This window comes from Bradyrhizobium sp. USDA 10063, assembly GCF_054063735.1.
Genome location: NZ_JBSSGP010000002.1, coordinates 8,211,539 through 8,237,572, shown reverse-complemented (window position 1 = coordinate 8,237,572; position 26,034 = coordinate 8,211,539). Strand labels below are relative to the sequence as shown.

The 26,034-nt window shown below is 58.8% G+C and carries 19 protein-coding genes and 6 pseudogenes; 14 read left to right on the top strand and 11 right to left on the bottom strand.

The features are described from left to right. Positions 1-89: 89 nt before the first annotated feature. Positions 90-431: pseudogene (locus tag ACVJGD_RS40640) on the bottom strand (DDE-type integrase/transposase/recombinase); the annotation flags it as partial. A gap of 23 nt (positions 432-454) precedes the next feature. Next, positions 455-568 (bottom strand): annotated as a pseudogene (locus ACVJGD_RS40635) (transposase); the annotation flags it as partial. 1,134 nt (positions 569-1,702) lie between these two features. Between ACVJGD_RS40635 and ACVJGD_RS40630 the strand changes: the two are divergent. The 4 genes from ACVJGD_RS40630 to ACVJGD_RS40615 are packed head-to-tail and all read left to right on the top strand — an operon-like array spanning position 1,703 to position 4,933. Beyond that, positions 1,703-3,112, top strand: a complete 1,410-nt coding sequence (locus tag ACVJGD_RS40630) for a hypothetical protein (RefSeq protein ID WP_456639386.1) — start codon at positions 1,703-1,705, stop codon at positions 3,110-3,112. Continuing rightward, the gene (locus ACVJGD_RS40625; protein ID WP_456639385.1) at positions 3,100-3,324 is read left to right on the top strand and encodes a hypothetical protein; all 225 of its coding nucleotides are present in this window, start codon (positions 3,100-3,102) and stop codon (positions 3,322-3,324) included. The genes ACVJGD_RS40630 and ACVJGD_RS40625 overlap by 13 nt, the downstream gene beginning before the upstream one ends. Before the next feature lie 7 nt (positions 3,325-3,331). Further along, positions 3,332-4,012: an HAD family hydrolase gene (locus tag ACVJGD_RS40620; protein ID WP_456639384.1), complete on the top strand. Its 681-nt coding sequence runs from the start codon at positions 3,332-3,334 to the stop codon at positions 4,010-4,012. An 18-nt stretch (positions 4,013-4,030) separates the two neighbouring features. Further along, entirely contained in the window at positions 4,031-4,933 is a 903-nt protein-coding gene (locus ACVJGD_RS40615; protein WP_456639383.1) for an NAD(P)-dependent oxidoreductase, read from the top strand. A gap of 52 nt (positions 4,934-4,985) precedes the next feature. On the opposite strand, the pseudogene ACVJGD_RS40610 reads toward ACVJGD_RS40615, so the two are convergent. Then, positions 4,986-5,597, bottom strand: a pseudogene (locus tag ACVJGD_RS40610) (IS630 family transposase); the annotation flags it as partial. A gap of 81 nt (positions 5,598-5,678) precedes the next feature. Between ACVJGD_RS40610 and ACVJGD_RS40605 the strand changes: the two are divergent. The 4 genes from ACVJGD_RS40605 to tnpC all read left to right on the top strand — a co-directional run bounded on the left by ACVJGD_RS40605 (position 5,679) and on the right by tnpC (position 9,499). After that, complete coding sequence (locus tag ACVJGD_RS40605; protein ID WP_456639382.1) at positions 5,679-6,851, top strand: IS110 family RNA-guided transposase; 1,173 nt, start codon at positions 5,679-5,681, stop codon at positions 6,849-6,851. Between the two features lie 168 nt (positions 6,852-7,019). After that, positions 7,020-7,466: an IS66-like element accessory protein TnpA gene (gene tnpA / locus ACVJGD_RS40600; protein WP_456632542.1), complete on the top strand. Its 447-nt coding sequence runs from the start codon at positions 7,020-7,022 to the stop codon at positions 7,464-7,466. Continuing rightward, the gene (gene tnpB, locus ACVJGD_RS40595; RefSeq protein ID WP_259192484.1) at positions 7,447-7,800 is read left to right on the top strand and encodes an IS66 family insertion sequence element accessory protein TnpB; all 354 of its coding nucleotides are present in this window, start codon (positions 7,447-7,449) and stop codon (positions 7,798-7,800) included. The genes tnpA and tnpB overlap by 20 nt, the downstream gene beginning before the upstream one ends. Positions 7,801-7,900: 100 nt before the next feature. Further along, positions 7,901-9,499, top strand: coding sequence for an IS66 family transposase (gene tnpC, locus ACVJGD_RS40590; RefSeq protein ID WP_456632543.1), 1,599 nt, complete (start codon positions 7,901-7,903; stop codon positions 9,497-9,499). Positions 9,500-9,997: 498 nt separating this feature from the next. Here the strand turns inward: tnpC and ACVJGD_RS40585 are convergent. After that, positions 9,998-10,546, bottom strand: a pseudogene (locus tag ACVJGD_RS40585) (IS630 family transposase); the annotation flags it as partial. Between the two features lie 42 nt (positions 10,547-10,588). Between ACVJGD_RS40585 and ACVJGD_RS40580 the strand changes: the two are divergent. The 6 genes and pseudogenes from ACVJGD_RS40580 (at position 10,589) to tcuC (ending at position 16,515) form a co-directional block, all read left to right on the top strand. Then, on the top strand, positions 10,589-10,885 hold the full coding sequence (locus tag ACVJGD_RS40580) for a LexA family protein (protein ID WP_456639381.1): 297 nt from the start codon (positions 10,589-10,591) through the stop codon (positions 10,883-10,885). A 322-nt stretch (positions 10,886-11,207) separates the two neighbouring features. Then, complete coding sequence (locus ACVJGD_RS40575) at positions 11,208-12,059, top strand: type IV toxin-antitoxin system AbiEi family antitoxin domain-containing protein (protein WP_456639380.1); 852 nt, start codon at positions 11,208-11,210, stop codon at positions 12,057-12,059. Further along, positions 12,046-12,964: pseudogene (locus ACVJGD_RS40570) on the top strand (nucleotidyl transferase AbiEii/AbiGii toxin family protein). The gene ACVJGD_RS40575 and the pseudogene ACVJGD_RS40570 overlap by 14 nt, the downstream one beginning before the upstream one ends. Before the next feature lie 689 nt (positions 12,965-13,653). Continuing rightward, complete coding sequence (locus ACVJGD_RS40565) at positions 13,654-14,184, top strand: hypothetical protein (RefSeq protein WP_456639379.1); 531 nt, start codon at positions 13,654-13,656, stop codon at positions 14,182-14,184. A 56-nt stretch (positions 14,185-14,240) separates the two neighbouring features. Beyond that, the gene (locus tag ACVJGD_RS40560; protein WP_456639378.1) at positions 14,241-14,573 is read left to right on the top strand and encodes a hypothetical protein; all 333 of its coding nucleotides are present in this window, start codon (positions 14,241-14,243) and stop codon (positions 14,571-14,573) included. 586 nt (positions 14,574-15,159) lie between these two features. Further along, positions 15,160-16,515, top strand: coding sequence for a tricarballylate/proton symporter TcuC (gene tcuC / locus ACVJGD_RS40555; protein ID WP_456639377.1), 1,356 nt, complete (start codon positions 15,160-15,162; stop codon positions 16,513-16,515). Positions 16,516-17,001: 486 nt separating this feature from the next. Here tcuC and ACVJGD_RS40550 read toward each other — a convergent pair. The 7 genes and pseudogenes from ACVJGD_RS40550 to ACVJGD_RS40520 all read right to left on the bottom strand — a co-directional run bounded on the left by ACVJGD_RS40550 (position 17,002) and on the right by ACVJGD_RS40520 (position 25,810). After that, positions 17,002-17,264: pseudogene (locus ACVJGD_RS40550) on the bottom strand (ferredoxin family protein). Between the two features lie 27 nt (positions 17,265-17,291). Further along, positions 17,292-18,593: an FAD-dependent oxidoreductase gene (locus ACVJGD_RS40545; protein ID WP_456639376.1), complete on the bottom strand. Its 1,302-nt coding sequence runs from the start codon at positions 18,591-18,593 to the stop codon at positions 17,292-17,294. Between the two features lie 160 nt (positions 18,594-18,753). After that, positions 18,754-19,596, bottom strand: a complete 843-nt coding sequence (locus ACVJGD_RS40540) for an electron transfer flavoprotein subunit beta/FixA family protein (protein ID WP_456639375.1) — start codon at positions 19,594-19,596, stop codon at positions 18,754-18,756. A 635-nt stretch (positions 19,597-20,231) separates the two neighbouring features. Continuing rightward, positions 20,232-21,986 carry a nif-specific transcriptional activator NifA gene (nifA, locus tag ACVJGD_RS40535; protein WP_456639374.1) on the bottom strand — a complete coding sequence of 585 codons (1,755 nt, stop codon included), beginning with the start codon at positions 21,984-21,986 and terminating at the stop codon, positions 20,232-20,234. A 300-nt stretch (positions 21,987-22,286) separates the two neighbouring features. Then, complete coding sequence (locus ACVJGD_RS40530; protein ID WP_456639373.1) at positions 22,287-23,114, bottom strand: SDR family NAD(P)-dependent oxidoreductase; 828 nt, start codon at positions 23,112-23,114, stop codon at positions 22,287-22,289. A gap of 1,153 nt (positions 23,115-24,267) precedes the next feature. After that, a complete protein-coding gene (locus tag ACVJGD_RS40525; protein WP_456639372.1) occupies positions 24,268-24,411 on the bottom strand; it encodes a hypothetical protein in 144 nt (47 codons plus the stop codon). A 406-nt stretch (positions 24,412-24,817) separates the two neighbouring features. Beyond that, the gene (locus tag ACVJGD_RS40520) at positions 24,818-25,810 is read right to left on the bottom strand and encodes a nodulation protein NodZ (RefSeq protein ID WP_456639371.1); all 993 of its coding nucleotides are present in this window, start codon (positions 25,808-25,810) and stop codon (positions 24,818-24,820) included. Between the last annotated feature and the right edge of the window lie 224 nt (positions 25,811-26,034).

The window sequence follows — 26,034 nt, the reverse complement described above, 5'->3', positions numbered from 1 at the left end:
GCAAGTGGTTGCGAAGGCTAATCTAACGTCACAACCTCGTACGTAAGATTTACGAATTGGCGTCACAATTTGTGCCCCCCTGCACTAAGGCCCCGGCCGTCCAGCGAGATGCGAACGCCAGCTGCCGCCAGCATGCCGGGGAAGGCCGAGCTGGTGAACTGCCTACCTTGGTCGGTGTTGAATATCTCCGGGACGCCGAAGCGGGTGAGCGCCTCCTCGAGCCCGTCGAGGCAGAACGAGACGTCCGTGGTGTTCGACACCGCCACTCCCGCACCGCCCGGCTTGCCCAGCGCCCGAGATAGAGGAAGCCGCGGCCGATCAGGATGCAGGTGATGTCCGCACCAGACCTTATTCGGCCGCTCAATCGCAAGACCGCGCAGCAGATAAGGGAAACTCTTGTGCCCCGGCGTCGGCTTCGTGGTGCGCGGCTTCGGCTGCCGCTTTCAACGGCCCGCCCAGCCTGCTCCAGCAGCTGCTTCTTCCAGGCATAAATCTGGTTCGGATGAACCTGATAACGCTGCGCCAGATCAGCCACCGTCGCATGCTCGCGCAACGCCTCCAGCGCGATCTTCGCCTTCCGCGCGCGTCAATCTTCCGTCTCGTCCTCTGCGTCATTCTCCGCTCCGTCGGTTGCGACGGAACGGCCCAAAATCCAAATATTCAACCGGTCCGATCTTCGGGGTCCACTTCAGAAGCCGCCAACTGGGTCTTTCAGAGACTGATATCGAGGCAAACCATCTGCTCTTTTCCGGTGAGCTGGCTCGAGCGAACCGTCCTCAACAATATCTCGCAACGACATTGGACCAAGCGCTTGAGGCCGCCAAAGCTAGCTATGAAGCTCACGTCCAATCTTCGAGTCGCGAGACCCTGAAGGCGCTCGCTGATCTCCGCAAGAGCGTCATTGATGAACCCCAGAAAGTGGCACAACGAGCGCAAGATTTTGCAGCCAGGCTCCGGCGCGATCTGGCCGTGTCGGCGGCGTCTTTCACATTGAAGATCCTGGGTGACGCTGCCAGGACGCCGAGTCCCTCTTTCTTGTTCTACTTTGCTACCGCCGGATCCATTGGTTGGTCGTTCGCGTTGTAGTGGCGGATCAATGTGCGTTGTTCCAAAGCCAGGCCTCCTTCCGGCGGAGCTGGATGCAGAGTTTCTATAATTACATCTCCATTCGCGAGCGGGAAGAAATCGCCGAAACGCCGATCGAATAAGCAACGAGAACTACCAGCAAACCCGCCGGGTAGTGCGCCGTTGATCATAACGCGCGTTGCCGCGCGCGAGCACATACTCTACGATGCAACGTCTGTCTTCACCTGAGCGCTTCATGATAGTCGAATGCTACTGCGAGGCCATCGAGATCGCTCGCGGCTGATATATCGGCTCAACTCGCGGACAAACATCAAGCGCTCTGCCAACCACGAATCCAAGCTGTAGTGGTATTTGCGTGACCAACGTGTCGCGACAAGACAGCGTCTCCCTTCGTCCAGCAGTTCCGAATCAGGGCCGACTTGTTCAATCTCGTACTTCTCGAAGCACGCAGCCGATCTGGCGCGCCATTCAGCTGTGCCGACAAAAACCTTGGTACGAGCCTTGCTTGAAGAATAAGGCCATGTGCCTCGCGCCAAGCTGGCAGATTACTTCCGCCTTGTGTCGGCCTCCAGGCATGGATGTCTTCAACCGGACAGGGTTGAACACGTAGCATCAAATGACGACGGTTGTCGTTGAAAAGAGAGATAGCATGTCGGGTATTGCTGGCGCGTTTCTTTTGCCTTCAAGCCGTTCACAGGAGACGGTTTATGATCGGCTCAAGCACATGGTTCCGAAGCTTGAAAATCGCGGACAGGCGGGGTTCGGTGTTGCCGCGTTCATGCATGCAAAAGGCTTTCAATATACAAAGTCGCGTCGGCCACCACGCGAATTAGCAACGATTGATTATGACGAACAGGATGCGAATTTCACGCCTCATGTCGCGATTGCACATATCCGTAACCCATCTTCCAGGGAGAAAAGTGACAGTGACGTCCAGCCTCTCGACAACCAGAAAGACGGCTGCCGGCATCTGGCCGTTGGTTTAAACGGGGCCTTGGCCAACGCTGATGAACTTAGGGAGGAACTACTCGCCCAAGGCCATAGCCTTGTCAGCAAGACGGATGCAGAGCTTCTGCTCAAGCTTATCGGGCGCATTTGTCAGAGAGATTATTGGCAGCATGCTCTGCCGGTCAATTACGAAAAGGCCTTCCATGACATTGATGCCCGTATTGATGGAGCCGTCAGTGCACTCCTATTGGATGACACTGGAAATCTGATTGCTTTCCGCAATCGTAGTGGTTTGCGGCCTTTGGAATTTATGCAAACCGACGACGGCTTTCTGCTTTTTGCCTCGGAAGATTGTGCTTTTTCCGGACTACAAGGCAAGACGGACGAAGTTTTGCCAGGCCACATCAGGTATGTGGACGGAAGAACGGGACATTGCCTTGATCGCTTCGTAGGCGTTGCTCGACATAACTCCAAGCTCTGCGCCTACGAAACGCTGTATCTAGGAAATCCGAAGACGTCGATCCGAGGCCACTCTCATCGTGCCACCCGTCATAACATAGGCGTCACTCTGGGCAGAATTATTGCGCCGACGTTGACAGCAGAAATAGGCTCCGCCCCCATTATCGTTTCTTCCATGCCGCGCACAGGAAGACCGTATGCCGATGGGTTGTTCGCAGCTCTAGCCGAGAGGCAAGACGCATTCGTTCAACGGCGCGAGATAGTCGCACGGCAATTTTCTCAGCGCACGCTGATAGGCATCGTCGGCGAGCGCAAATCGCTCATCGCGCAAAAGTACCGCGTGGCAGGAGACGTCACGAACAGAACCATAATCATGGCCGATGAAGCACTCATTCGCGGCGATACAAGCCGGGCAGTGACGGAGATGCTCCTCGCCGCCGGGGCCAAGGCTGTGCATTGGGCAATCGGTTCGCCGCCTATCGTTGCGCCAAATTATTACGGCATGGGTATCGACACGATGGACGAGTTGGCGTTCTGGAAAGTATGGAAAACCCTGCCAATCGAAGCGCGGCAGGAAGTTTATGTTTTCACAAGATCGAGCCGCAGATGCTCAAGGTGATCGAGAGCAAAATTGCTCTATCCATCAACGCTGCAGCTATCACCTACCTGCCTTTTCAAGCTCTCGTGTCATTGCTGCCGCATGGGCATGATGGAATCGATCTATCTCCGTTTACGTTCGAGATGCCAACCCCTGCGGGTCAGAGACGCGCGAACGAGAACTTGAAGAGATTGATCGCCGATCTCGCCTTCGCAAAACTATCCGCTGCCTGAGGTCACCATGAAACCGACCCTTGTATTCGACTGGAACGGCACTCTGCTCGATGATGCCGATGCGTTGCTGCAAACAACGAATACCATTCTGGATCGCTTCGGTCGTGCTCCCATCGACATGCAGACTTTTCGCGACCAGAGCGATGTTCCGCTTTCCGTGCTTTACCGCAATCTCGGACTGTCGGAAGGCGAAGTCGAAACAGTGGATCGTGATGGCAGCGCTATTTTTCACGATACCTACGAACCGCTTGCAAGCAAGGCCGATCTGCGCGAAGGCGCACGCCGCATCTTGGAAACTGCACGTCAACACGCCGGTTCAACCATCATTCTCAGCAACCATATAGTCGAACCCCTTTGCACCCAATTGCGAAGGCTTGGAATCGAGGACTGCATCAGCGAAGTTCTGGCCTTTGAAAGCCGTGCTACTCAATACAAGAGCATGAGCAAAGGCGAACGGCTTCGTGTGTATATGCAGACACACAATTTGAGCCCCGGCTCAACCTTCATCATCGGCGACATGCCGGTTGAAACGGATATTGCACGCAATCTTGGGCTTACCAGTATATCCGTTACAGGCGGATTTGTTTCTGAGTGGCGTTTGCAGGCGGCGCAGCCAGACTACATCATTGATGATCATCATAAGCTGCTGCCCATTTTGCAAAGGCACGGCTTTTTTCGGGATGCATGAACGAGTTATGAAAGAGGCATGACTGAAATTCCATCATCAACCGCAACGCGTACGGCGGCGGGACAAAGGATCGGCCTGATCGGAGCAGGACGCATGGGGACCGGCATGGGAATCAGTCTTTTGCGTCATGGCACCGAACTGCATATCAAGGCCAACAAGAGCCGTACCGGCGCGGACCGTTTAATCGGCATGGGTGCTCATGAACACGCTTCCATTGCTGAGTTGGCCCGGCATGTAGATGCTGTCGTCTTGTCCTTGCCTTCAAGCCGCGAGGTTGAGGCAGTCTGTCTTGGACAATATGGATTGTTTGCTCATTTACCCCGACAAAGCTTGGTAGTTGACTGCACAACGTCTTATCCTGCTTCAACACTCGCTCTGGCCGAACACGCCCAAAAGCGTGGCTTGCACTTCATAGATGCTCCCGTAACACGAAGCCCTGAACATGCAGAGCAAGGGCGCCTCAATGCCATTGTTGGGTCGCATGAGAACGCCTTTCATGCCGCTGCCGACGTGCTTGCTGCGTTTTGCGAGAACATTGTCCATGTCGGCGCTGTTGGGCAAGGTCACAAGCTCAAGCTGGTTTATAACAGCATGACAATGGGCATAGCGGCGGTAGCTGCAGAAACTTGCCAGCTTGCCAACGGCCTTGGCGTTGATCTTGCAACCTTACGCTCTCTTGTCAGTCGCGGCGCGACCAACAGCGGAATATTCCAGAACTTCGCAGCGTTCTTGTTGGGCGAACGACCCGATGTTTTGGCAATATCCATCACCAATGCCGCAAAGGATATTGATTGCGGCATGCGACTAGCAGGCGAAACCGCGATACCCGCGCCGGTTTTGACTGCCGCCGCGCAGAAATTACATACCTGTGTTGCCGAGGGGAAAGGTGAACTGACCTTACCTCATCTCGCGCTTCGCTGAAGACAACCGATGATAGCGCAACGGGCAACCGGCTGTTCTAGCATCCTTGATGCTAGTACCTCTGCACGGAGGTTTTGACTCTTTGCCGCTTGTCTGATTTGCCGGCAGGCTTCGGATATGCACGGCGCATTTTGGCGCGAGCCTTTTCGGTTGTGAACATCCAATTGATACGAGCGCGTTCGGCATTGCGGCGCTTCTCCCAGGCGGCGGTTTCGGCGACGAGGCGCGTGTAGCTATCGATGCGCCGGTCGAGGCATTGGCCGGCCAGGACGCCGATCTCGATCTCCACCATGTTGAGCCAACTGGCGTGCTTGGGGACATAATGGAACTCCAGCCGGCGCAATACCCGTCGCGCTTCCTCCGCCGGGAAGGTCTGGTAGAGCGCGCCGGCCGAGTGCGTCGACAGGTTGTCGAGCACCACGCGGATGCGCTCCGCTTTGCGATAATGAACATCGGTGAGCTCGCGCATGCAGGCGGCAAAGTCTTCTGCGGCGCGCCGCTCGGTGACCTTGACCTTGCGCCAGGGGCGGTTCACGTCGAGGAAGACGAACAGGTTGGCGGTGCCGTTGCGCTTGTACTCGCAGTCGTAGCGCTCGAGCTGGCCTGGCTTGGCCGGGATCGGCTTACGCACCTCGCCGATGAGCTGGATCGGACTCTCGTCGAAGATTCCATGGGGAGTGGATAGCGACCAGGTCTGAGGCCAGACTGAGGTTGGTTGCTGAATCCATTCAACCTGGAGACGACGATGTTGCTCGATTATCATTCCGACGGACCGGCCGCTATCCGCACGCAGTTTGGGGCAATTTTTGTGTCGTTGGAACTGAGCCGTTCGGCTTGGCTGGTTACCTCGCTGTCGCCCGGCAAGAGCGAGAAGATGTCCAAACACAGCGTCAAGGCCGGCGATATTGCGGAACTCTTGAAGCTGTTCGCGGAGCTAAAGCGCAAGGCGCGGGCCCGAACGGGTGAGAGCTATCCGATCATTACGATCCAGGAGGCGGGGCTGGATGGGTTCTGGCTTCACCGCAGTCTGCAGCACGAGGGCATCGAGAGCCACGTGGTGGATCCGGCCTCGATCGCGACTCCGCGCCGGCGCAGGCGGGCCAAGACGGACAGGCTGGATGGCGAGACGCTGCTGCGGGCGCTTTTGGCCTACAAGCGCGGCGAGCCGCGGGTGTGCGCGATGGTCGTTGCTCCCTCTCCGGAAGAAGAGGACCACCGCCGGATTTGCCGCGAGCGGCGGACATTGATCGCCGAGCAGATCGAGCATGTGAACCGGATCAAAGGCCTTCTGTTCGCGCAAGGGATATCTGATTACGCGCCGTTGCGGCGCGACCGGCGGGCGCGCCTTGAGGCCCTGCGTACGGGGGACGGGCGCGCACTGCTGCCGCATCTCAAAGCGCAGGTCAGTCGCGAACTCGATCGGCTCGAACTGTTGCTCGACCAGATCAAGGCAGTGGAGGCCGCGCAGGATGCTCTCCTGGTCGAGGCGGGAAAGCCAGCGGGCGAGAAGAAGGGCGCACCGGCCCCGGTCACAATGCTGCTCGCCTTGAAGGGAATGGGCGCCAACTTCGCCGGGGTTCTCTGGTCGGAGGCCTTCTACCGCCACTTCGCCAACCGTCGTCAGGTTGCTGCCTATGCCGGTCTTGCGGCCACGCCATGGCGGAGTGGCGGTATCGAACGCGAGCAGGGCGTGTCGAAGGCCGGCAATCCGCGGCTGCGCACAACCATGGTCCAGCTCGCCTGGCTGTGGGTGCGCCACCAGGAACAATCGGCTCTGACGCAGTGGTTCAAGGCGCACAGCCAGCGCGGCCGCAAGCGTGCGATCGTGGCGCTGGCCCGCAAGCTGCTCGTAGCTCTGTGGAAGTACGTAACCGCTGGCGTCGTGATTGAGGGAGCCGTGATGAAGTCTGTCGCCTAACACAAGCACTCTCCCCCGCAAACTCAAAACCAATCTGCCGAGGTTCGATCAGCCTCGGCCGATCCGGGTGGACGAACCGATGGTCGTAAGCGCTTTTTTCTACGCACCTGTGCAATTGAGAACCCGGATGGGATGAGGTGTCCACCATGAACAAGGTGGACACCATCGATGATCACTGCAGAAGAACCTTTTAAGCTTGAGACGCTCGGCATGTTGCGGAATGGCCGGCGTCGCTATGATCCAGCGAGCAAACAGCGGCTGGTCGAGGCCTGTCTGCAGCCTGGCGTGTCGCTGGCGGGGCTGGCGTTGCAACACGGCGTGAACGCGAACCTGCTGCGGAAGTGGGTTGCCAAGCGACAACTTCAGAACGGGAATGGCCAGCCGGAGGCGCGGGCGGCGATTGCGCCGGCGTTTATTCCGGTGAGCGCGCCGTCGCGGTCGCCAACCCGATCTGCCGGCGCTATCGCCCTTTGCGCTACGGAGCGATCCTCTGCTGGGCGGCTGACGGCATCGATGCCCAACGGCGTGACGCTTTCGCTGGAAGGCGGCGACGCGCAGTTGTTGTCGGCGGTGATTGAAGCGCTGGGGCGTTGCGATGTTCCGGCTGGCGTCTGATCTTCGAGTCTACCTTCACCGCGCGCCGATTGACTTCCGGGCGGGGATCAACAGCCTGGCGATCGTGGTCGAGCAGTCGATGGGGCTGGATCCGTTCCAGCGCGCCGTGTTCGCGTTCTGCAATCGCCGTCGCGACCGGGTCAAGCTGCTGATTTATGATCGGTCGGGATTTTGGATGCTGCTGAAGCGGCTGGAGGCGGACCGATTCCACTGGCCCCGAAGCCAGGAGGCGGTGCTGACGCTGACGACGGAGGAGCTGCACTGGCTGCTTGACGGCATCGACATCGCGGCGGTGCGGCGCCATCCGGTGCGGCAATATCAGAGCGTGGGCTGACAGTGTTCGATGCGCGCGGCGTCATCGGCGCGATCGGATGACGCCGCCAACTACATGGAACCCGGTTGACGCGGCGGCATGACTTCGATTCAAGACTACGATGAGTCGCAAGCCCACGACGCACGAGCTGGAAGCCCTGATCGCGGCGCACGCGGCCGAGATCGCGGCGCTGAAGGCGGAGAACGAGAAACTCGCGCAACGCGTCCTGCATCTTGAGGAGCAGTTGCGCCTGGAGCGCTTGCACCGCTACGCGCCGAAGAGCGAAAAGCTCAAGGAGCGCATCTTCAACGAAGCCGAGCAGGCCGCCGCTGAAAGCCGGGACGACGGCGATGTCGAGGCGGTCGCCGTGCCGGACACGGGATTGCCGGAGGCTCCAAAGCCGGCGCCGAAGACACGCGGCCGCAAGCCGCTGCCTGACGATCTGCCGCGCCAACGCGTCGAATATGATCTGGGTGAGGATCAAAAGAACTGTCCGTGCTGCCAAAATCGGATGCATCGGATGGGCGAGACCGTCACCGAGCAGTTGCACGTCGAGGTGAAGGCGTCGGTGCTGCAACATGTGCGGTTCAAATATGCCTGCCGTCACTGCGAGCGCACCGCGCTGAACACCCCGATTGTGACCGCGCCGATGCCGGCGCAGCCGCTGCCGGGTAGCGTCGCCACGCCATCGACGCTGGCGCTGGTGCTCGCCAACAAATACGTCGACGGCACGCCGCTGTACCGTGTGGCGGACGCGCTGGGGCGCGCCGACGTCAGCATCGGCCGCGGGACGCTGGGCAGCTGGGTGATCCGGGCGAGCGAGTTGCATCTGCATCGGGTCTATGACGCGCTACAGCAAAAGCTCAGGGCACAGCCCCTGGTCCACGGTGACGAAACCTGGGTCCAGGTTCTGAAAGAGGAAGGCCGGGACGCGCAGGCCAAATCCTTCATGTGGGCCTACCGCAGCGGCCAGGACTGCGCGCAGCCGGTCGTGCTGTTCGATTACCAGCCCGGTCGCGGTCAGGAGTATCCGCAGGCGTTCCTGGCCGGCCATCGCGGCTTGTTGATGAGCGATGGCTATGACGCCTGGCGCACACTGACAGGCGCGACCCATCTCGGCTGTATGGCGCATGCGCGCAGGAAATTTACCGATGCGCTCAAGGCCAGGAAGACGCCCGGCGGTCCGCCATTGCAAGCGCTCAAGTTCTTCGAGGCGTTGTATGAGGTCGAGAGGGTGGCGCGCCTGACGCCGCCCGACGGCGAAACGCGCGCCGCATACACCTTGCGGCTGCGCCAGCAGCATAGCCTGCCGGTATTGGCCGCCTTCAAGACGTGGCTCGACGACCAGGCGCCGAAGGTCCTGCCCGAAAGCTTGACCGGCAAGGCGATCGCCTATGCGCGCAACCAATGGGACTATCTGACCCGCTACACCAGTGACGGTCTTGCCCCGATCGACAACAATGTTCTGGAGCGCGACATCAGGCCGTTTTGCACCGGAAGAAAAAGTTGGCTGTTCAGCGACACCGTTGCCGGCGCCAAGGCAAGCGCCGTGATCTACAGTTTGGTGCTGACATGCCGGGCATGCGACGTCGATCCCTATGCATGGCTACGTCACGCGCTCACTGAATTGCCTCAGCGTGCGCCCGACGCCGATATCGAAGATCTGTTGCCGTTCAACTGCACCGCTCAAAAACACCTGCCAGCTGCGAACAACGGCTGACGTTCGAACGCTCAGGTCAACCAAGCCGTTCCGATGATCCCGCCGCGGCCCGGCGTCACACCACGCCGCGGCCACCTGCGCGCAGCCTGTGCAGTAAAATGCGCGCTTACCGATGGTCTGCATGGCCTCAAAAAGCCGCATCGAAGAATGGTCTCGTCCTCTCGAGCCTGCCCGCCGCAAGCGGAATGTTGGTGCAGTTGCCTCGCGCGACGACCGAATGTGAGTTTGATCTGGCAAGTAAACCAGATTGCCAAAAACCGGCTCGACCTTGGATCGCCATCGAAAAAGGAGTTATCTGGCCAGCCTACACTCGACCACATCAGCCTGATGGCGTGCTCGATCAAGTCAAGGTCAAGCCGCTGCGCGGCGGCCCTACGGGCCGGCCTTGACTTGATCTGCGCGCGCCATCTCCAAAAGCTCCAAGGTCGGGACGAAGAGCTGGCCTGCAATCGAACAAAGAGCTGACCAACCACCTTGACACACTCAATCCCCATGTGAGCAGACCACCGGCCGCTTCGGATCAGGCGCTTCGGCATAGAGATCGAGCACGTCCTCCATGCGGGCGACGTAATCCGCATCGACCTGCGGAATGCACCACATGTCCCTGCGCCAGGGCTTCAAGTCGTTTTCGGCCAGGCGCCGGCGCACGGTTTCCCGAGAGAGGCTGGCGTGCTCGGTGAGCCGGACCAGTTCACCGGCCAACAGCTCCAGTGTCCAACGCGCGCGCCTTGCGGGCGGGCTCGCGCAGGCGGTTGCGACCAGCAGCGCTTCCTCTTTGCCGGACAGTTTGCGGCTCGCCCCCGGACGCGGCTCTTCGCTGAGCGCGGCTTCCAGGTTGCCGAGCACGAAACGGCGCTTGGTCCGGTACAGGGTGGAGCCGCCCACGCCGACGCTTCTCGCAATCGCCTCGTCGCTGGCGCCGGCATCGGCCGCCAGCAGAATCTGCGCGCGCTTGAGCTTACGCGCCGCATGCTTGCCGCCGCTCAGAAGTTCCGTCAGCTCTCCCCGCTCGGTTTGGCTGAGTTCGACCCGATAGCGTACATTCATCCGTGCCTCCTTAATCGAGGCACGGATGAACAGCTGAATCGGATGGCCGACGTGAGTCGAACCGCAAAAACCTTTACGCCCAAGCAGGGCCAGTATCTGGCGTTTATCGACGCCTATACGCGCGTGCATCGCCGCCCGCCCGCCGAATGGGAGATGCAACGCCACTTTGGCGTGACCCCGCCTTCGGTCCACCAAATGATCCTGACCCTCGAACGCGCAGGCTTCATTCGCCGCCAAGCGGGCGTGCCGCGCAGCATCGAGGTGCTCGTTCCTCCTGACGAACTACCCGTCTTGCAAACTCAAATCCAACCCGTCAAAACCTCTGTGACGAGGTACTAGGAGGAGGCGCGCAATGGGAATTGCAATCCTTAGGATTTCACCTCACAGTCGAGGATGAGACTGACGGCTCATGGCCGATCCACAGCTGGAGATGGCTTGCCGCGTTGTCTCTTGGTCGCGTCAGAAGCTGAGGCTGGAAAATCATGCACGAAATCCGCTCCAAGGGCGGATTTCGTGCATGTTACATCTGCTAGTCTTGGCAAGGGACTGAGCGGCCCGCCTAAGCTTGGTTTGAAAATGACGCAATTTGCTAAGTTTAGTTTAGCAAAAAGCGACATTTTTAAACTTGTGTTGGGTTTGAAGATCTAATAGTTTGCTAAGCATGACTGAGCGTTTCAGCGGTAAATTAAACCGTCTCGAACGAACCCTTCCTGAGGGCCTCCTTGTCGATTCCGCATGGATGACGAAGCATGGATACTCGACGGGCTTGCGTAGCCAATACGTCGCGTCAGGCTGGCTTGTTCAGCCGTCCCGCGGAACCTTCAAGCGCCCACTCGGCACCCTGACTTGGCAGAAGGTCGTCATATCGCTCCAGACCCTGCTTCAGCGCCCCCTTATAGTTGGAGGACGGACCGCGCTCGAACTGCAAGGATTCTCGCACTATCTGCGGGCTACGGGACCAGCCGTCGTTTACCTTTACGGTCATGATGCTCCGCCCGGCTGGTTATTCAAGCTGCCGCTCAAAGAGCGATTTACCTTCCGGAAAAGCCAGGTGCTCTTCAAGTCCGACCCCGTTACCAAAGGACTGAGGAACTATGCCTGGAATGTTCAGGACAACACTGGCGTTTCCGCCGATGAACTTCAGGCGGGACCATTCAAGCAGGTCTGGGGCCAAGCCGAGTGGCCATTGACCGTTTCGTCACCCGAACGGGCGCTGCTCGAACTGCTCGGCGAGTTGCCGAACAACGAGAGCTTTCATCAGGTCGACATGCTGGTCGAGGGCTTGCGTAACCTCAGTCCCCGGCGACTGCAAAAGCTGCTGGAAGACTGCAAGAGCGTCAAAGTCAAACGCCTGTTCTTCTGGTTCGCCGAACGTCACAATCATGCGTGGCTCAAGCAAATAGACCGTAGCCAGGTCGACTTGGGGAAAGGCAAGCGCATGCTGGTGAAGGGCGGGAAGCTCGATCCGAAATACATGATCACCGTGCCGGAGGACCTGAGTGCCCCTGTCTGAGCGATTTCAGCACCAGGTCGCGCTGCTGATCGAAACTCTGCCGTTTGTGGCGGAGGAGAAGGATTTCGCCCTCAAAGGCGGTACGGCCATCAATCTCTTCGTACGAGATATGCCTCGCCTTTCGGTCGATATCGACCTGACGTATTTGCCCGTGGACCCTCGGCCCGAGTCATTGGCCGCGATTGATGCCGCCATGAAACGGATGGCAGCCGCGATACGTGATGGACTGGGCGAAAGGACACGTCAATGAAGTTGTGAACCGAGCCGAAGGCATCGTCACCAAGCTGACCGTTCAAGGAGGTGACGCGCAGATCAAGATTGAGGTTACTCCGGTCCTTAGGGGGTGTGTATTTCATCCGGAGCTGCGGTCGGTCTCACCGAAAGTGGAAGAGGAGTTTGGTTTCGCCGAGACCCAGGTTGTCTCGTTCTCCGATCTCTACGCTGGAAAAATCGTTGCCGCGCTGGACCGGCAGCATCCACGAGACCTGTTCGATGCGCGCGATCTACTTGCAAACGAGGGCATCAGCGACGATCTGCGGCAGGCCTTTATCGTATACCTGATCAGCCACGACCGCCCGATCTCCGAGGTTGTTGTCCCGCGTCGCAGGGATATTCGCAAAGAGTTCGAGCAGGGTTTCGAGGGGATGACCGAAAAGCCGGTTACGCTCGAAGAGCTTCTTGAGGCGCGCGAGGATCTGATTGCCGAGGTATCGGGCAAGATGCCCAAGGAGCATCGGGAGTTTCTGCTCGGATTCAAGCGCGGAGAGCCTGACTGGAACCTCCTCGGTGTTTCCGGTGCCGCTGACCTTCCCGCCGTGAAATGGAAACAAATCAATCTCGATAAGCTGAGCGCGAAGGTAAGAGCACAACTTGTCGCTCAGCTTGAAAAGAAGCTTTTCGAGTAAGTGCCGGACACGACCAATGGGGCGCCGATCTGAAAAGAACACAGGAGCGCGGCGGGACAAATTTCTTGCGCGCCGTTACCGGTGAACCGGAGCTCGAGAAACAACGCATCGAGCCCGAGTGACCGCGTCTTTGGCCTTCACAGGAATAGAAACCGCTAGTACATTTTGCAGCAGGCGGCCGTTCCGTGATTACCTGTTGAATATATTTATAATTAGCTATTTTACATAGCTTGAGGGGACTCGCTGAATGACGAATTTATAACTCGCCTGCAAGACCGCGCAGACGGCAAGGCCGTAACGTACCTGCGGAATTCGTCGCCTATCCCGATTGGACCGAATACAACAAAAGAGCGGGCTTGATCCGCTCGGGATGCAAAATAGCAGCATTAATCTCTATCAGAGCCTGGTGCCCGGCATCAGCAACGAGACGCTGCGCATCCGCTACTACGGCCTCTACGCTGGCTCGCATCGAACCACACTCATCGTGGCGGCGACACGCCCCCCGAAGACATGGCAGAAATTCGTGCGGCGCGCCGAAGCGGTATACGCCCTTGCCGCTCAGAAGCGCGGGGTGGCATGGCCGCCGTATTGTGGGCGCAGCGGAAGCTCGATTCCAACCAGGGGTCCGCGGTGGATTTTGCGCGCCACGCCGACCCTGACAGCGAGGGCGCGTCCTGTCTGCAGCAGGCATGGGGCGCTTACGGCGCAGCCTACGCCAGTCAGCTTTTCGAGATCGGCGTCTATGCCGTCGAAGGATCATCAGATTCCTGTCCCCCAGCCCCGAATTTGGAGAGGCGCTTGCGCATGCCTTTGAAGAATCGGCCGGGTCGCTGGCGACGCGCTTCTTCGACACGGTCCAAAACGCAATTGTCACGCGCGCCGACCTCAATGACTTCTGTGCACTGACGCCATCGTTCATACCGGGCGACGGCGTCGAGCGGCGGCTCCACCAAGACCTGCTCTTTGCGGCGCGGCCGCTGCAACGCCCTGCCGATCTGTCTCACTGTCAGATGTTGCTGCTTCTGCTCGTCAGTCCGTATTGGGATGAGGATTTGGCCGCGATCAACCATCTCGTCGATGCGATGCTCGTAACCGAAGCAATCATTCTGCTTGATGAGGGCCGACACATTTTTCCGCCCGGCGCGCTCGACCCGCAGCGTCCGGTCAGCCTCCGAAGCTTCAAAGCCCAGATGAGAACCGCTTCATCCATGCGAAACTGATTTTCGTCCAGACGGCTCATGCTGACCATGTTCTCTATGGACGCGCCAACTGCACCGTGGCCGCGCTCGGCAATGCGAGTTTTGCCGGGATCAACGAAGAAGCGTGTCTCTATCGTGCCCTGCCGCCGAATGCGTCGCCGAATGCGGCAATCGAGAGACTGGGACTCGTGGCGGCCCTGCAATCGCCTCCCATCGACAAGACCGCGATTGTCGCGATACCCCCGGATGAGCCGATCCCCCTGAACGATTTGGCTCTGCGGAATCCGGGCCGCTTTGGCTTTGTCGCCACATTGCTGGTCAAACGCTACCTGGAACGACGCTTTGGCATCGTGGACTTCGATGCAGCGGGAAGCCGCAAGGGGCGTCGGGCATCGATATTGAGGCACTGACCCTGCCGGCCTTAGCATCGTGGGTGAACTGAAAACGACCAAGCCCTATCAGCCCGGCTTCGGCGCAGCGCACTTCAATCATCAAAAACCTGGAAAGGCTTGCCGCGTTCAAGGCCGATCACCGCTTCATGTTTGTCGTGGACGCGGACGCCTACTCCGCTCTTTGCAGGCCCGCTCTTGCAGGCCGTGCGCCGGGTGTCGAGATTTGTCGATTTGATGTCGGGACAGACGTTCGCTTGCCCCGCCCGCTAGGGCACGCCGAAAATGATAGAACTCCTACAACGGACATATGAGTTCCAGCTTGTCGCAGTGTCGGAGCAAGCGTCGTGTTTCTTCCCGAGAGGCATTTGTGTCGTCGAGAATTTGCAAGGTTCGCGTGTTACACGACTACTACCTCACTGCGGGTGCAAAGAAATCCTGGAAATCTGTGTTTCCGCGCACCAGCCGCCGAAAATATGCCGAAAAGATGAGGCGCTTTCCGGTCGGTCGGTAATGCCTCTGGTGGCAGATTGCCGGCCGGAGTTGCAGTTCTGGCTGGCGTGAGGTTTTCCGCAACCGGCCATTTCAGACGGGGAGGAAACTCACAATGTCACAAGCATCCACAACGCATACGCTGACGGTCAAATCGCGCATCGGCGCGATTTTGCGCGCCACCAGCGGCAATTTCCTCGAGCAGTTCGACTTTTTCCTGTTCGGCTTCTACGCCAGCGCCATTGGGAAGGCATTCTTTCCGTCGCACAGCGAAACCGCTTCGCTGCTCAACACCTTCGGCGTGTTCTGGCTCGGCGCCTTGATGCGTCCGGTCGGCGCGATCATGCTCGGCGCCTATATCGACAAAATTGGCCGTCGGCAAGGCCTGATCGTCACCCTCTCAATCATGGCGATCGGCACCGTGATCATCGCCTTCTGTCCCAGTTACGAGACGATCGGCATTGCGGCACCCGTCATCGTGCTAATCGGACGGCTGCTGCAGGGCTTTTCCGCCGGCGTCGAAATCGGAGGCGTTTCGGTCTACCTGTCGGAGATCGCAACCCCGGGGAAGCGTGGTTTCTACACCTCGTTCCAGTCCTCCAGCCAGCAGGTCGCGATTTTGGTCGCGGCGATCGTGGGCTACCTGCTGAACGAATCGATGCCATTCGAAACAGTAGCCGCCTGGGGCTGGCGTATCCCGTTCTTTCTCGGCTGCCTGATCATTCCGCTTATCTTCTTCCTGCGCCGGACGCTGGAGGAAACGCCGGAATTTCTGGCCATGAAGAACCATCCCACGGCCCGCGAAGTCTTTGCCTCGGCACTCGCCAACTGGCGCATCGTCATTCTCGGCATGATGATCGCGATCCTGACGACAACGACGTTCTATTTTGTCACCGTTTACACGCCCACATTCGGTAGGAACGTGTTGAAGCTGTCCTCCCAGGACGCGCTCTTGGTGACGGTCTTGGTTGCTGTAACCAACTTCATCTGGAATCCGATCGGTGGCGCGGTCTCTGACCGAATCGGCCGCAAACCGGTTCTGCTAACCATTGCCGGCCTTGCCTTAGTGACCGTCTATCCGGCATTGGACTGGCTGGTAAGCGCCCCCACTTTCGGCAAGATGCTGGCGGTGGAGATGATGTTCTCGCTCTACTTCGGCATCTATAGCGGCACTATGCTGGGCGCTCTTGTTGAGATCGTACCGAAACATGTGCGCACAACCTGCTTCTCTCTGGCGTTCTCACTGGCGGCCGCCTTGTTTGGCACCTTTACGCCATTCGCCTCGACCTGGCTGATCGATCGGACGGATAACAAGGCTTCGCCTGCCTTTTGGCTGATGTTAGCAGCTGTGCTCGGCATCATCGCGGCACTCACCGTCTATCCCGGGAGCGCCAAGCCGTCGAGAGTTGCAAAGCCATCGCGGCCTGAGCGGCCAAACGGCCTTTTAAGCGTGCAATCCACACCGCGCTAGCCAGCAGCCGCACCGTTAGCGGCCCACTGCGAGAAGTGGGGTATCGCCGACGACGAGCATCACTCGTTCACCAGGGCGAACCCCCTATTCTCAGCAGCGCTGTCCCCAATCGGCATACCCGAGCGAAGAGCTCGCCATAGCTGACACGCTCATGGCTGCAGATGATCTGCCGTCTTGGCAGCTCGCCCCAAGCTCAAATTATCGTCGAGCATCCTACTTAGATTTAGCTTTCCGGACCTACGATCATCTGTGTGGTCCTTGCAACTGAAGCCCCTTAAGGAGCGTTTGAGCGTTGGCGCCATGAGATCGTCTGCCTCCGTCCCAAGCATACGTAGTCGCGCGGCATGGTCAGGTCGTTTCCGCGACGCCTCCTGCCCAAGGGGAGCGGCATTGAGTGCGCGGGCCAGGTGGATTGATGGTCAATGTGCAGGCGCCATGGCAGCTCACCAATTGTCAGCCAAACTTGGATGGCTCGTCGCAGCCGTCCTACGGATGACTCCATTCGATGTCGCCGGTGGGTTCGCCGATGACGCCGCAGGCGCTACATTCGACGTAGTCGTCAACTTTCGTCACGGCCTGGGCCCTTGATATTGAGCTCGTAGCAGCGAGCCGGGCAAGCTATCAACAGCGGCAAGGAGTTGCAGTGACGGGCTCTCGCGAGGCCGCCCTTGATATGGAACTCCAATGTCGATGAGATAACTGTCGTAGAACGGCTTGTCCCCAAAGCGCACCGAACACTCGGCACCTATGTTCTTGGTCCTTCCACCTTTCCCGCGTCAGTTGGTGCTGCGCCAGCGCAAGGCGCGCGTAAAGCGGAAAGAATCGCGAAACGGCCCGTTCCATAACCACGCAATTGGCGAAGTATTTAGGGTCGATTTCTCCTCGCTCACCCCCGGCATGCCGTTGACGCGAAGGAGGTTCTGCATCGCCTTCGAGATGAGCTGCGGATACGTGAGGAGAAAGTTTTGCGGTTCGGTATGCAGTAGCGCTGGCACATTCTTTTTCGAACCCTTGAAGGACTCATCCAACATCGTCCTGTACAAGGAAAGCCTATTCTTTTTTGTGCGGTCGCCGCCCGACTTCGCCCAGACGATCGCTTCCCCGGCAATCCTCCCCGAGGTCAAAGCAGCGTTTGGGCCTTCGCGATCGATGATGTTGTTGAGCTGGGCGGCATCCCCGACTACCACCCAGCCCTTGCCATAGAGCTGAGGTATGGTCTTGTAGCTGACTTTGGGAATGAGGCGCGCGGAATATTCCCTGACCTCCGAGCTCTCGGTCAACCTTACGATCGCCGGGTGGCGCTTAAACCGATCGAGTAGGCTGTACGGCGTTTCGCCGGTGCGCTGGAGCTCGGAAACAAGGCAGCCGATGCCGAGTGAGATGCTCTCCTTGTTCGCATAGATGAAACCCATGCCGGTCATGCTGTGAGAGAAGGTGCCGGCGGCCTCGATCACGACGCCCTCGTCGCCCTTGAGCTTGAAACGGGCTTCGATAGTCTCCCGCGGCAGAAAGTGCGTTTGCTCGACCGCCAATGCAACCTCGTCGGGCTTCCGGCACTCGCTCAAGCCCGCACGCGTGCCGAGCAAGCCATTGACGCCCTCGGCGAGCACCACCACATCGGCACGGATGATGTCTTTTTGGCGGTCGGTACGCACACCAATGACGCGGCCACGGCGGTTCTGCGCTAGCTCCGTAACGGTGGTCTGGCACAAGACGCTAGCACCGGCATCCCTGACCTTGGAGGAGAACCACTTGTCGAACTGGGCGCGGATAACGATATAACGGTCCGGTCGCTTGTCGTTGAAACGGTAGCGCAGCCCGATATGGGAGTGGTCATCCATCCTCCAGAAGCGCTGCTCGCTAAAATGGCGCTCGAGCGGTGCGTCCTCGCGGAAATCCGGGATCAGCTGTTCCAGCACGTCCGCATCGAGAATGGCAGCCTGCACATTCTTCGATCCGGAATATTCGCCGCGCTCGAGCTGAAGCACCTTCATGCCTCGCTTGGCCATGGTCAGCGCTGCCGCGTTGCCGGCTATTCCGGCGCCGACCACGATGGCATCGAACCTCTCTTCGATCATGGGCCTCTCCTTCGTTCAGCGGCGCATCTTTGAGGATCCTGTCCTAGCTTGAGACGCGGTCACGTGAATGCGGCGATAGCCGTCCGCGAAAATGGGCCTGTGAGCGCCGGCAATAGTCGGATCCACACAAGAGCTCTGCTCATGGTTAGGACTCTCCAGATCAGACGTCACGGGCGAGCGCCGCAAGGTCGGCTTCAAGCTTGGGCTGATGCTTGAAGATGGCATCGATCAACGCTTGCGCCGGCTGCTCGGCGGCTTCCACCAGCATCGCCTTCTCAGCGCGCGCAGAGGGCGCGAAGACACGCTTGACGATGGTCGGCGAGCCCTTGAGACCGCATTTGGAGATGTCTTCGACGCCGGCGTCCTGTGCGCTCCATTTCACGATCGGCGACCGGGCGGCACGCAATGCATCGGTCATGGCACCGCGACGAATCTGGTTGGTCGCCTCAAGCATGGTGATGAGACACGGTAGCCTGGTGCGCAGCACCTGAACGCCGCCTTCGGCGCGCCGCTCCGCTTCAATAGTGCGTGCGGTGAGATCCAGGGCGCTAATCTTGGCTACGTAGGTGAGTTGCAGCACACCGAGCCGCTTTGCGATGCCGGGCCCAACCTGGGCGGTGTCGCCGTCGATAGTCTGCTTGCCGGTGAAGATGAGATCAGGCGGGCCATATTCTTTGCCGATTTTGCGGATGGCGGTCGCCAGTGCGTAAGTTGTTGCCAGCGTATCGGCGCCAGCGAAGCAGCGGTCGGTGAGCAGTATGGCGCGATCGGCGCCAAAGGTCAGCGCCTTGCGCAAGGAGTCTTCGGCTGACGGCGGCCCCATTGTAAGGACGGTGATCTCGCCGCTGAACTTATCGCGCAGCTCCAGCGCGGCTTCGAGCGCGAAGAGGTCGTATGGGTTGATGATGGTCGGCACGCCCTGGCGCATGATCGTGTTGGTGACGGGGTGCACGCGGATTTGCGCGGAGTCGGGAACCTGCTTGATGCAGACAACATTGTGCATGGCTTTTCCACAAAATACGACGGCTGGCGAAGAGAACAGCAATTGTCGTACCATTTCCCCGAATTTAGGACTCTGGCAGCAATACAATGGCTTATACGAGCCTCATATCATTGTCGCCTGACGTTCGCCGACGGCGGAAGTCCGACATTCGTCGCGACTGCGACAGCGCAGCTCAAGCGGTGTGATTTGTAGTTAACCCGGGATCAAGGAAAGCGCGGCCTAGGACGGGACGCGTTTTTGCTCAAGTCAATCCACGCGGATTGTATCTCTCTGCAGCGGGGCCTAAGCGTTCACGAGACCGTCGGTCCTGCAATTTCTCACTGGACGGGGCTTCAGATCGCCAGGAGCACATCGACATCGTTCCGGAGTAGCGGGATCTCTGTCATGATGGCTGCTCTCCTTGATCTAAAGCCGGCAAAGGCAACGCTCGTGCGCACGGGCAGGCCACGTTCAGATCGCGCGGGGCCTTCCTCAGCGCGCTCAGTGCGATGAAATCGGCGGCACGGCGCCACCCTTCAAAAGCTTGAGGACGGGTGGCCGATCCGCGATCGATCTTATGAGACCAGCACAAGCCTGCTCCATCCCCGCCTTGCGCGATGGTCGCGGCGCCGACACGCCCAAGCCCGGTAGTCCTTTCAGAAGCGCTTGATCTCGATACCGTATTTCCTGAGGGCGTAGCCAATCTGGCGCGGCGTCAATCCAAGCAGGCGTGCCGCCTTCGCCTGCACCCAGCCAGACCTTTCCATGGCCGCGATAACACGCTCGCGATCGGTCACCTTCGCACCACTTACGAGGGGTGCACCGGCAGGCGTTAGCGGCGCCAGCTCGCTGCCGACAGGCGGGACCGAGATAGCAGCGTCTGCCACCGGCGATGCCGGCTTCACGCACCCTGGTACGATCGGCTCCGGCTGCCGTGCCGTCTCATCCGATCCGCTCTTCCACAGCATCGCGGAAAGGCATTGGCCGTGGCAGCAGGCAAAGTCGTCTCTGACGATCGATGATCCTGACGCAAGGGTCGCCGTCCGCTGCACGCAATTTTCGAGTTCGCGGACGTTTCCGGGAAAACCGCAGTTCATCAGCACTTCGATCGCACTCGCATCGAAGGTCAGCGTGCGGCCGTTCTCGCTGTTGAAATTCTTGAGAAACGCATCGGCGAGGAGCGGAATATCACTGCGCCTTTCGCGCAACGGCGGCAGGACCAAGGGAACCACACTGATGCGATAATAGAGGTCGGCGCGGAACTCGTTCCTTGCCACCGCCTCTTCAAGATTGCGATTGGTGGCGGTAATCACACGAACATCAACCTTCATGGTCTGGTTGCTGCCGACGCGCTCGAATTCCTGCTCTTGCAGGACCCGTAGCAGCTTTGCCTGAAACGAGGCCGAGATTTCCCCGATCTCGTCCAGAAACAGGGTGCCTTTGTCTGCAAGCTCAAAGCGCCCCTTGCGCGAACTGAACGCGCCGGTAAAGGCACCCTTCTCATGACCGAACAATTCGGACTCCAGTACAGTCTCAGGAAGCGCTGCGCAGTTGAGCTTGATGAAGGGCCGCTTGGCGCGCGCTGATCGCTCGTGAATGGCTTTGGCGACCAGCTCCTTCCCGGTTCCGGATTCGCCGCGCAACAGAACCGAGCTGTTCGACTTGGCTACCACCGCGATCTTCTCGAGCAGCCCGCGCAACGCCGGGCTGTCGCCAAGGATCCCCTCGACATGGACCTTCTTACGCTCCCGCGCAGGGTGCTTGAGTTCGGATAATTGCTTTTGCAGCCGGTCCTTTTCCGCCATCAGTCGCTCGCGGTCACGAACGAACAGGCGATGCAGTTTCACTGTCTGCCCTACCAGGTTGGCGATCATGGTCAGCAGCCGGACGTCGTAATCGAGCCGGCCGTTCGACCCGATGTCCGCGATGCGATCGATAGTCAGCGCGCCAACGACTTTCGCATCGGTGCGAATCGGAACGCCGATGAACGACACTTGCATGTTGTCGGAGGCCCCGAGCACGTCCGCGTCCGCAGCACTGAAGGCCGAATGCACTGCTACGTTTTCGGCCATGAGGGGGCTGTTCGTCGCCACAATCTGGTCGATTGCCTTCTGCGGCAGGCGCATCCGGTAGCTCTCGTCGCTGCCTTCGCTCCAGCCGGCGCCCACGGTAATCTCCGGCACGCCATCATCGTCGAAAAGAGAGACGATGCCGTGCCGCACCTGCACAAATGATTGCAGAAGATCGACAACATTGGCCAATGTGACTTCGAGCCGGCAGGGAGCGGCGAGCACTTTCGATATCTCGAAGATGCCGGTCAGCGCGCTCTCGTGCAACCCCTCAATGGGCATCTCGTGGTCCGTCTCGGAGTTTGAGTTGGGCCGTTCGCGTAGCGACGCGATATGCACCATGACGACGTCTCCGTTGTTATGATCATCCTCCCTGGCACCTTGTTCGGATTTGCGCGCATTGTGCTGCATGTCATCCTTGATTGAGCGCCCAATTTCGCGGGATGACAGCGAGACATACTGCCTTTTCATGGCACCACGGTAAACCTATAGCGCCTTGATTATGGCACGACGGTAAACTTACCGTGCCTTGATTGCCTATTTCTGCCTTTGGAGACATCGTCGCGCGGATTTGGCGAGAACACGAGCTCGCTCGATGTATCTCAAATCAGCCCGCGAATTGTCTACTCCACGACTAGTGGATCACAGATGTTGGCCACCATTGATCGGCACCTCGGTGCCCGTGACATAACTTGCCGCATCAGAGCATAAGAAGAAGATGACCCTAGCGACTTCTTCGGGCGTGCCCACCCGGCGCAGCGGAATACTGGGCACAAGACGTACCTCCGTGTCCGGCGACAAAATGTCTGTCTTGATCTCGCCGGGCGCGATCGCATTGACGCGAATGCCATGCGGTGCATAGTCGTGCGCCATCTCGCGCGTGAGACACGCGAGCGCAGCTTTCGATGTCGCATAGGCGCTGCCGGCAAACGGGTGCACTCGCGAGCCTGCGATTGAGGTCACGTTGACAACGGATCCCGACGCCGATTTCAAAGCGTCGAACAGGCCTTGCGCGAGCAGGATTGGCGCAACCAGATTGACGTGGAACACGCGCATCCAGGTTTCGACTGAGGTCGTCAACGATGTCAGCCGTGCGCCGTCCGGCGTCTTTGGCGAAATGCCGGCATTGTTGATCAATCCGTGCAACGGTGCACCCGCGAGACGCTCCTTGATCTCGGCGATCGTGCGCGGCAGCGTCCGATGGTCGCTGAGGTCCACCTGGACATGGTCGTCGGCCCCTGACTCCCACGGGCATCGCCGGCCATCGAACGGTCGGCGCGCGCAAGAAATGATGCGCCAGCCCGCTTCTGAAAACAGCTTTCCGGTGGCGTGACCAATGCCGCGCGAGCCGCCGGTTAACACCAACGTTTTCTGTTCTCCCTGGGGTCTATCGTCGTGAAACGGACAGCCACCGTCCTTTGCCAATGGTGGACCAACAACCGCATCGTCGTTTCTCAGATTGAGACTCAAACCCGGCTCCCATTCTCTTGCCCCCCAAAGCCGATGCAGGATTTGGGCCAGTGCGATTCAGAGGAACGCTCGCACGTCTTGCGGTCCAATGTCTGTTCGCAAACAGCTTGGCAGGTTTCAGACACCAAGCGCGTCTGCTTTCCGACAGTAGCACCGCGCGATGCAGACCTGCCGATTTTTAGAATTCCCATAAGCTCCTCGGCACGCACGCAGCTGTTCATTTGCTCTCGTTTAACTGCTTCCCTGGCCGCAACCACGCTACGTGCCCCCCCCCCGAACATCGGCGCGCTGTCGCAAACGCGCCAATGCGGTCGGGCGAATGTCGTCAGACAAATTGCAAACATCAGAGCCGCTGGCAAGTTCTTTTGGCTCGCTCTCAGACCATTCGATGCGAAGGGCAAGGATGCGTTGCTGCTTGGCGATCTGCGCGCTCCAGAGAACCAGACTACCGCCTACGTCATTCCACTTTATCCCTATCTGATCGAATGGGTCCGCTTGATCGCGCGAGCGTGCCGATGGACAACGATAACGAGCACCTCTTGCCGAAGAAAACAAAAAAGGATGGCACGCCGCGCTGTCGCACACATGTCTGCGAGTGCAAATCTGACGTCACCAACCTTTTACGTAAGGTTCATCTGCGAAGTGGCGGCCAAGCGTGACACTCTGCAGCATTTGGTCCAGCGGTCGGCTATCTGCCGCTAAATGACGGCGCAAACAAAAGCCGAAGCACTGGACTTCCCCATGTAATCAATACAAGCATGTTGATCGACGCGCAGGCGCCAGGCCTTGCATGCGTCAATTGACGCTTTGACGCGCTGCGGCCGAGCCGGGTCGTCGGCAGAACTGAACTTCAACAACTGAGCTGGTTCCCTTGTCTGCCCCCAAGCGATCAAATTGGGACGCCTGTGCTCTGCGAGGCACGAGGAAAGATGATCGTTCATGGGCCAATCCGCATGGCCCCATTGAAGGACTCACCGTTGCTCCCAATTCGGAATGCTCGTTCAGAATGTTTCCAGGCAACGCGAGCCAGTTCTTCGGACATCATAATTATCCAAATGGCTTGGGACGACCGTGCGGACCCGACATGCCAGATGTTTGCGGAAACACTGGTTGCGACGGTTTGGATTGAGTCAATGACGCGAGGCTAGCCGCATCATGGCACCGGCGTTCCATAGGGTGATAGATTGACTATGCCATCGGTGACTTTCCGTGACAGGGCGACTTCCACCCGGACGACCTGCTTGAGCGTCACCGGCTCGGCACCTTCGAGGAGTGCTTGCGACGAATAGTCGGCCATTGAGGCTGAGAATGCGCTTGTGCGCCAAAGCCGTGTTTCCGAATGGCTGCCGTGTCTGCGAGCCCCCCATGCCGCACCGTCTCATTGCGGTTAGCGGAAGACTCCTCCGAACCCAAATTCACCCCGTAAGCCCGCCGCCCGCTACTCACCAAATGCTTGCCAGCCAGCGTTCACATCGCGAGCGAACGAGCCGGCAGCACTCCACCCGTTCGCGCGCCTTCAATCGGCGAGGCCCTTCTGGAAGCTGACGTTTAGCAGATTGTGATGCATGCTGTCTCTCGTTGGTCTTTTTAGACGCTTCAACGCATTAGGCGTTGACGAAGGAACACGCCCTGACAGGACGAACGGCAATGCCGCCTAACTGCAGCGAGTGCTGATATCATCAGTGAGGGGCGGGTCACGCGTTTCATAAAGCCGGGAAATGTTCGGATGATTTATCAATCAAAATCAAACGACTGGGGTCTTTCAAATTGAACTCAATCGTGCGCGGCGCGAAGAGGCGGGCATAGCGCGTGAAGGCGCTAGTCGGTGGAAAACGAATCACGGTATCGCATCGCCCAAGGAGATACATCTCGATGAGAGCGGAAAAGCCGCCCTCGACTCCCAGTGCAGCACTATGTAGCGGTCCTGCCTGATCCGCCTGGAAGCGTTTTTGGATCGTGAAAAGATCGGGAAACATACCCGATACCCGATCAAGCACCTGCGCGCTATCTGTACACAAGAACACCATCACAGGTCTTGGATGCGGTAGCGCTTTGGCCTTATGAATGGCGGTGCATACCTGCTGCAAGGCGAGCTCCGGATCGGCCCAGTAAGGCGTGTGCCCCATAATATCTTCGCCGTTGCCATGCCGAACATGAACGCCGATCACGCTGTGCCCCCTAAAGTGCTCCTGATAGATGGCGTCAATCCGATCTTGAATTTCAGACCTCGGTTTGATGCTCCGAAATATCTGTCGTTCGGCTTCCTGATCGCAGCGCCACATCAAACACGCATCACACACCACAGTGTTGGCTTCACAATCATCTTGAGTTTCGAAAAGTTGACTCAGCTCATCGCGTTCTCGGAAAATTTGTTCATCTGGGCGGTAAACGCAGTCGATCGATGGCCTATTCCACCACGGCGGGAAGAAGGGACCCGAGAATGAGAGCTGGTTGATCTGGTCGTCGCAGCAAACAACCGGCACGCCAGCGATGTGTTGAATTGGCTCGAAGAACACCGGAAAGGCGTTGGTGAAGGGTTGATCTAGATAACAGGATCCACGCCAATCAATGGCTAGCGCCCGCCCTGTGCGCTGCGCGTAGCGCCAAGCTGCCGCCAGCGACCACAGGCAATCACCGAAACCAGTACGTCGTCGAGAGACAACAACTCGATCCTTCATCAAGCCATCAACAAGCATCTTCTTTGCCTCGCTCCGGGATACCGCATGGATCGGATGTAACGGACACTACTATGGTCTCGCCCGATATTGTCAGCGTGATCTAAACCAATTGGGCTGGTAGATCCTTCTTTGCACCGCAATGCAGGTGATGGGCTCTCAACGGTTGCCGCTCGGATGGCAACCCACCTTTTGCAACGGCTCCTCCAGAGGCTCTCCATCATGCACATGTTGAACAGCACTTC